General features: G+C 65.8%; 7 protein-coding genes. All 7 read right to left on the reverse strand.

Annotated elements, in window-relative coordinates; translation table 11 throughout:
* The coding region (gene argR / locus P3W75_RS13920) for a transcriptional regulator ArgR (RefSeq protein WP_276227942.1) at positions 1-952 on the reverse strand (952 nt) is incomplete at its 3' end.
* A 36-nt stretch (positions 953-988) separates the two neighbouring features.
* The gene (gene aotP, locus P3W75_RS13925) at positions 989-1,753 is read right to left on the reverse strand and encodes an arginine/ornithine transport ATP-binding protein AotP (protein WP_276227943.1); all 765 of its coding nucleotides are present in this window, start codon (positions 1,751-1,753) and stop codon (positions 989-991) included.
* 16 nt (positions 1,754-1,769) lie between these two features.
* Positions 1,770-2,882 carry a succinylglutamate desuccinylase/aspartoacylase family protein gene (locus P3W75_RS13930; RefSeq protein ID WP_276227944.1) on the reverse strand — a complete coding sequence of 371 codons (1,113 nt, stop codon included), beginning with the start codon at positions 2,880-2,882 and terminating at the stop codon, positions 1,770-1,772.
* 15 nt (positions 2,883-2,897) lie between these two features.
* Complete coding sequence (locus tag P3W75_RS13935; RefSeq protein WP_276227945.1) at positions 2,898-3,596, reverse strand: ABC transporter permease; 699 nt, start codon at positions 3,594-3,596, stop codon at positions 2,898-2,900.
* A gap of 13 nt (positions 3,597-3,609) precedes the next feature.
* On the reverse strand, positions 3,610-4,299 hold the full coding sequence (locus tag P3W75_RS13940) for an ABC transporter permease (protein WP_276227946.1): 690 nt from the start codon (positions 4,297-4,299) through the stop codon (positions 3,610-3,612).
* Between the two features lie 140 nt (positions 4,300-4,439).
* Positions 4,440-5,219, reverse strand: a complete 780-nt coding sequence (locus P3W75_RS13945; protein WP_276227947.1) for an ABC transporter substrate-binding protein — start codon at positions 5,217-5,219, stop codon at positions 4,440-4,442.
* A 428-nt stretch (positions 5,220-5,647) separates the two neighbouring features.
* A complete protein-coding gene (locus tag P3W75_RS13950; RefSeq protein WP_276227948.1) occupies positions 5,648-5,800 on the reverse strand; it encodes a hypothetical protein in 153 nt (50 codons plus the stop codon).
* Between the last annotated feature and the right edge of the window lie 338 nt (positions 5,801-6,138).

A 6,138-nucleotide genomic window follows, 5' to 3' on the forward strand; every position in this document is an offset into this window, starting at 1 on the left:
CGGCAGCCCCCTGCCCACGACGCTGGTTGCGGTCTTCGCGCGGGGTCACGCCGAAGAAGTTGCGGTAGGCGCTGGAGAAGTGCGGGCCGCTGGAGAAGCCGCAGGACAGGCCGATCTGGATGATCGACTTGCTGGTCTGCATGAGCATCTGCCGCGCGCGGTTCAGGCGCAGTTCCAGGTAGTACTGGCTGGGCACGCGGGTCAGGTACTGCTTGAAGATGCGTTCCAGCTGCCGGCGCGAGACGCAAACGTGCTGGGCGATCTCGTCGGTGGTCAGCGGCTCCTCGATGTTCGCCTCCATCAGCAGCACCGCCTGGGTGAGCTTCGGGTGGCTGGAGCCGAGGCGGTTCTTCAGCGGGATGCGCTGGCGCTCGCTGCCCTCGCGGATGCGCTCGACCACCAGTTCCTCGGACACCGCGCCGGCCAGTTCCGCGCCATGGTCGCGGGACAGCACCGCCAGCAGCAGGTCGAGCACCGCCATGCCGCCGCAGGCGCTGAGGCGGTCGCGGTCCCACTCGAACAGGTGATTGGTGGCGATGACCTTGGGGAAGCGCTCGGTGAAGTCGTCATGCCAGCGCCAGTGCACCGCAGCGCGGTAGCCATCGAGCAGGCCGAGCTGGGCCAGCGGGTAGATGCCCGCCGACAGCGCGCCGACACTGGCGCCGCCACGGGCCAGTTGCTTGAGCGCGGCGGCCAGCGGCGCGGAGACGTGCTGCGGCGCCTCGTCGGCCACCAGGAAGACCCGCTGGCACTGCTCCAGCGCGCCCTGCCAGGGCTGCCCGGGCAGGCGCCAGCCTTCACCCTCGACGGGCTGCTCGGCGTTCATGAACACCGGGTCGTAGAGCGCCTCGGGGTGCAGGCGCCGGGCGACCCGCAGGGCCTCTTCGGCGAGCGCCAGGGTCAGCGCGCGGGTCTGGGGCCAGAGCAGGAAACCGATGCGTTGGGCAGTCATGCGGAAGCTTCTGTCGACTTCGTCTGAGGATACAGCTTACTTCAAGCTGCCGGAGAGGAACTGCTTGAGGCGGTCCGATTGCGGGTTGGCCAGCACCTCTTTCGGGCAACCGCGCTCCTCGACCAGACCCTTGTGCAGGAACACCAGCTGGTTAGACACCTCGCGGGCGAAGCCCATCTCGTGGGTCACCACCACCATGGTGCGGCCTTCCTGGGCCAGGTCCTGCATGACCTTGAGCACCTCGCCGACCAGCTCCGGATCGAGCGCCGAGGTCGGTTCGTCGAACAGCATCACCTCAGGCTCCATGGCCAGGGCGCGGGCGATGGCCACGCGCTGCTGCTCGCCGCCGCTCATGTGCGCGGGATAGGCGTCCTTGCGGTGCGCCACGCCGACCTTGGCCAGGTAGTGCTCGGCCTTCTCCAGGGCTTCCTTGCGCGGCACGCCGAGCACGTGCACCGGGGCCTCGATGACGTTGTCCAGGGCGCTCATGTGCGACCACAGGTTGAAGTGCTGGAACACCATCGACAGGCGCGAGCGCATGCGCTGCAGCTGACGGGTGTCGGCGGCCTTGAGCGCGCCGTCCTTGTTCGCCACCAGCTTCAGCTCCTCGCCGTTGAGCAGGATCTTGCCGGCGTGGGGCTGCTCCAGCAGGTTGATGCAGCGCAGGAAGGTGCTCTTGCCCGAGCCGGAGGAGCCGATGATGCTGATCACGTCGCCCGCTTTCGCCGCCAGGGACACGCCCTTGAGCACTTCGTGGGTGCCGTAGCGCTTGTGCAGGTCTTGGATTTCAAGTTTGTACATGTCGTGATTCTCGAATTCAGTCGTTGATCAGCCGGCCCGTACGGAACGGCTCACGCCCGGCCACCTTGGCCATCCAGTGTCCCGCCAGCGCGTAGCGCCCCCTTTCCAGGGCGAAGAGCACGCCGGCGGTGCCGGCGCGCACGGTGCTGACCTTGTCGTTCAGGGGGTCGACCACCTCGAACAGCGGCGCCCCCTTTTCCACCCATTCACCGGCCCGGCGCAGGAAGCTGACCACCCCGGCGTGGGGCGCGGCGAGATACTCGGTGCCCTCGAAGGGCAGGCCTTCGCAGCATTCGCCCGGCGCCGCCAGCCAGTCGCCGGCGATCAGGCCTTGCTCGGCGAGGAACGCGAGTATCGCCTCGGCGTTGTCGCGCGCCTGCTCCACGCGGGTGTCGCCCATGCTGCCCAGCTCCACCGTGGTGGCCATGCAGGCTGCCGGGAGGGACGCCTGCGGGAAGGCGCGGGCCAGGCGCAGCCAGGGCAGCGAGCAGGATTCATCGAACGAGTTGCCGCCGGAATCTTCCGCCAGCAGCGCCACGCCCGCCTTCAGCCGCGCGGCCAGGGAGCGCCACTGCGGCCAGTGCTGCGGCAGCGCGTAGAGATGGATGCAGGCTTCGAAGTCGCAGTGCAGGTCGAGCACCAGGTCGGCGTCGCAGGCGTGGCGCAACAGCAGGCGCTGCATGCCTTGCAGTTCGGACGTCGGCGCCGGCAGCTCGTCCAGCGCGTCGAGCATCTGCTGGCGGATCAGCCGGACGTTGGCCTGGGCGTCGGCGCCCAGCAATCCGTCGACGCGCGGGGCGACCAGCGACGCCAGTTCGACGAAGCCGCGGTTGAAGTTCTGCCCGGAATTGCCGTCGAAGCGCCCGAGGTGACTGGCCTGCAGCCATTGACCGAGGCCGATGGGGTTGGCCACCGGCACCAGCTCGACCACGCCCAGCAGGCGGCCTTCGGCCTCCAGCGCGGCGAGGCGTTGCTTCAGCTCCCAGGCGGTGCGCATGCCGGGCAGTTCGTCGGCGTGCAGGCTGGCCTGGATGTAGGCCTTGCGCGCGCCGGCGCCATAGCGGAACACGCTGAGGCGACGTTCGCTGCCGAGGCTGGCGCAGGGCAGCAGGTGATCGATGCGTTGCATGCTCCCCTCCCCGCCTCAGTGCTTGCGCGGCGCCAGGTACGCCAGCCAGCGGCGCTCGGCGGCCTTGAACAGGCGCACGAGGATCAGCGTCAGGATCAGGTAGAAGACCCCGGCGGTGATGAACGCCTCGAATGGCAGGTAGTACTGCGAGTTCACGGTGCGCGCGGCGCCGGTGATGTCGACCAGGGTGACGATGGACGCCAGGCTGGTGGTCTGCAGCATCATGATGACTTCGTTGCTGTACTGCGGCAGCGCGCGGCGCAGCGCCGAAGGCAGGAGGATGCGGCGGTACATCTTCAGGCGCGACATGCCCATGGCCTTGGCCGCCTCGATCTCGCCGTGGGGCGTGGCGCGCAGGCTGCCGGCGAGGATTTCGGCGGTGTAGGCGCTGGTGTTGATGGCGAAGGCCAGGCAGGCGCAGAAGCTGGCGTTGGACAGCCAGGGCCAGAAGATGCTGTTGCGCACCGCGTCGAACTGGGCCAGGCCGTAGTAGATCAGGAACAGCTGCACGAGCATCGGCGTGCCGCGGATCACGTAGGTGAACAGCCAGGCCGGCAGGTTCACCGCCGGCTGCTTGGAGACCCGCATCAGCGCCAGCGGCACCGCCAGCAGCAGGCCGATGGCCAGGGAGATCAGCAGCAGCTTGAGGGTCACCAGCAGGCCGCTGAAGTACAGCGGCAGGTTTTCCCAGATGACGTTGTAGTCGAAGATCATCGCATGGCTCCCCTTACAGATCCGCGACCTTGACGCCCACCGAGTAGCGGCGCTCGAGCACGCGCAGCAACAGCAGCGAGACGCTGGTCACCACCAGGTAGAGGGCGGCGACGAACAGGTAGTAGGTGAAAGGCTCGCGGGTGGCGTCCGCGGCCTGCTTGGCCTTGAACATCATGTCCTGCAGGCTCACCACCGAGATCAGCGCGGTAGCCTTGACCAGCACCAGCCAGTTGTTGGTGAAGCCGGGAATGGCCAGGCGGATCATCTGCGGCACCTGCACGCGGAAGAACACCTGCAGGTGGCTCATGCCATAGGCGAAGCCGGCTTCGGCCTGGCCCTTGGGAATGGCCATGAAGGCGCCACGGAAGGTTTCCGAGAGGTAGGCGCCGAAGATGAAGCCGAGGGTGCCGACGCCGACGATGAAGGGGTTGAGGTCGATGTAGTCCTCGTGGCCCAGCAGCGGCGCCACGCGGTTCACCAGGTCCTGGCCGCCGTAGAAGATCAGCAGGATCAGCACCAGGTCGGGTACGCCGCGAATCACCGTGGAATAGGCATCGCCGCACCAGGCCAGCCACTTGATCGGCGACAGGCGGAACGCCGCGCCGACCAGGCCGAGGACCACCGCCATGGCCATCGACAGCAGGGCGAGCTGGAGGGTCAGCCAGGCACCATCGACGATGGTGGCCGCGTAACCGTTGAACATGGTCAGCACCTCATTGCAACCGCCCGCCGCAGCGGCGAGCGCAGATCGTCAGGCGCGGTCGCCCAGCGCCCGCCGCCCAATAAAAAAGTGGCACAAACTTCAGGTCTCGGCCTGGGTTTGCGCCACTTCTGGGTCAGGTATCAGTTCGAGCCGTAGACGTCGAACTTGAAGTACTTGTCCTGGACCTGCTTGTACTTGCCGTTGGCGCGGATGGCCGCGATGGCGGCATTGAGCTTGCCGGCCAGGGCGCTGTCGCCCTTGCGCACGGCGATGCCCACGCCTTCGCCGAAGTATTTCTCGTCGGTCAGCTGCGGGCCGACGAAGGCATAGCCCTTGCCGGCGTCGGTCTTGAGGAAGCCGTCGTCGAGGTTGACCGAGTCGGCCACCACCGCGTTCACGCGGCCGGCCACCAGGTCCATGTTGGCTTCCTGCTGGGAGTTGTAGCGCACCACTTCGACGCCGGCCGGGGTCAGCTCGCCGGTGGCGTAGCGGTCCGCGGTGCTGCCGCGCAGCACGCCGACCTTCTTGCCCTTGAGGTCGGTCAGCGGGTCATTGAGGGCCGAACCCTCCTTCATGACGTAGCGCGCCGGGGTGTTGTAGTACTTGTTGGTGAAGTCCACGGACTTCTTGCGTTCGTCGGTGATGGTCATCGACGAGAGGATGGCGTCGATCTTGCGCACTTTCAGCGCAGGGATCAGGCCGTCGAACTCCTGCTCGACCCATACGCACTTGACCTTCATCTCTTCGCACAGGGCGTTGCCGATGTCGACGTCGAAGCCGGCCAGTTGGCCATCGGGAGTCTTCAGGGAGAACGGCGGGTAGGCCGCCTCGATACCGATGCGAACCGGCTTCTCGTCGGCGTGGGCGAATGCGGTGATAGCGGAGAGCGCCAGCGCGCCGAGAAGTGCGAACTTCTTCATCAGTAACTCCTTCGAGGGTAGGGCTTCGATTGGCAGGAGAGAGGGGTTGGCCCAGGCTGCCGTGCAGAAGTGAAGGTTCTTGTCGTCTGCGCGCATTGCCGTGGCGGGTTTCTCGTGGAAAACCACGCCTTCCAGGGGTGAGCGGCATTCTAGCGGCAGCCCCCTGACGGTTATTTCTTCAATGCGACAACTAATTATAGAAGCACCGGAGACAGGGCTCCGGCGTCTTGACGCGGTGGATTTTAGGTGATCCAGGATCGAATAGTAAAACCCATTTTAAAAGCAGGTATCGGGCCATAAAACCAAGGCCTCAATGAATTCGGGGGCTACAGCCTGGAAGCGAAATATCGACCTTCAGAAAATGCACCATAAAGCCGTGCGAAATGTTTCCGGCCGCCTCATTTTGTCGCGGAGTGGGTGGGGTGGTGTTACCGCTTTGGGGCCGGTTGGTCCTTGGCCGGAGGCACGACCTCGGGGCTGGGGGGCTTCTGGTTGGCAGCGGAGGCTCGGCTGTCGCGCATGTCGGCCAGTTCTTCAAAACCTTTCAGCAGCTCGGCAAAGATGTCGCGTTTCTTCTTCATGAGATCCTCCTGTTCCGAGTCATAGAGCCTGCGCGGCAAGCGTCGGTCACGGCGATCGAAAATGGATGAAACCAGGATGGGAAGTGGCTGTTAACTCTGACCGTCATGAAAGACGCATCCCTATAACCGGAGCGCCCCAGCCCTCCCCCCTGCCCTCGGCTACGCCCCCTAAAGGGAGTAGAGCTGCCCTGAGCAGTTCTGGAAGGCAGGTACCATCATTCCATCCCGCCATTCCCGCGAACGCGGAAACCCAGTGACGTAGGACGAATAACCGTTCGCGGTTATACGCCGTCAACCCGAGCGCCGAAGCTGACGGCAACGGCGGATAACGCCGTAGG

The sequence above is a fragment of the Pseudomonas citronellolis genome, assembly GCF_029335315.1.
Classification (GTDB): domain Bacteria; phylum Pseudomonadota; class Gammaproteobacteria; order Pseudomonadales; family Pseudomonadaceae; genus Pseudomonas; species Pseudomonas citronellolis_A.

Coding starts and splice junctions, on each gene's coding strand:
- aotP (WP_276227943.1), bottom strand. CDS start 1,753: ATGTACAAACTTGAAATCCAAGACCTGCACAAGCGCTACGGCACCCAC.
- P3W75_RS13930 (WP_276227944.1), bottom strand. CDS start 2,882: ATGCAACGCATCGATCACCTGCTGCCCTGCGCCAGCCTCGGCAGCGAA.
- P3W75_RS13935 (WP_276227945.1), bottom strand. CDS start 3,596: ATGATCTTCGACTACAACGTCATCTGGGAAAACCTGCCGCTGTACTTC.
- P3W75_RS13940 (WP_276227946.1), bottom strand. CDS start 4,299: ATGTTCAACGGTTACGCGGCCACCATCGTCGATGGTGCCTGGCTGACC.
- P3W75_RS13945 (WP_276227947.1), bottom strand. CDS start 5,219: ATGAAGAAGTTCGCACTTCTCGGCGCGCTGGCGCTCTCCGCTATCACC.
- P3W75_RS13950 (WP_276227948.1), bottom strand. CDS start 5,800: ATGAAGAAGAAACGCGACATCTTTGCCGAGCTGCTGAAAGGTTTTGAA.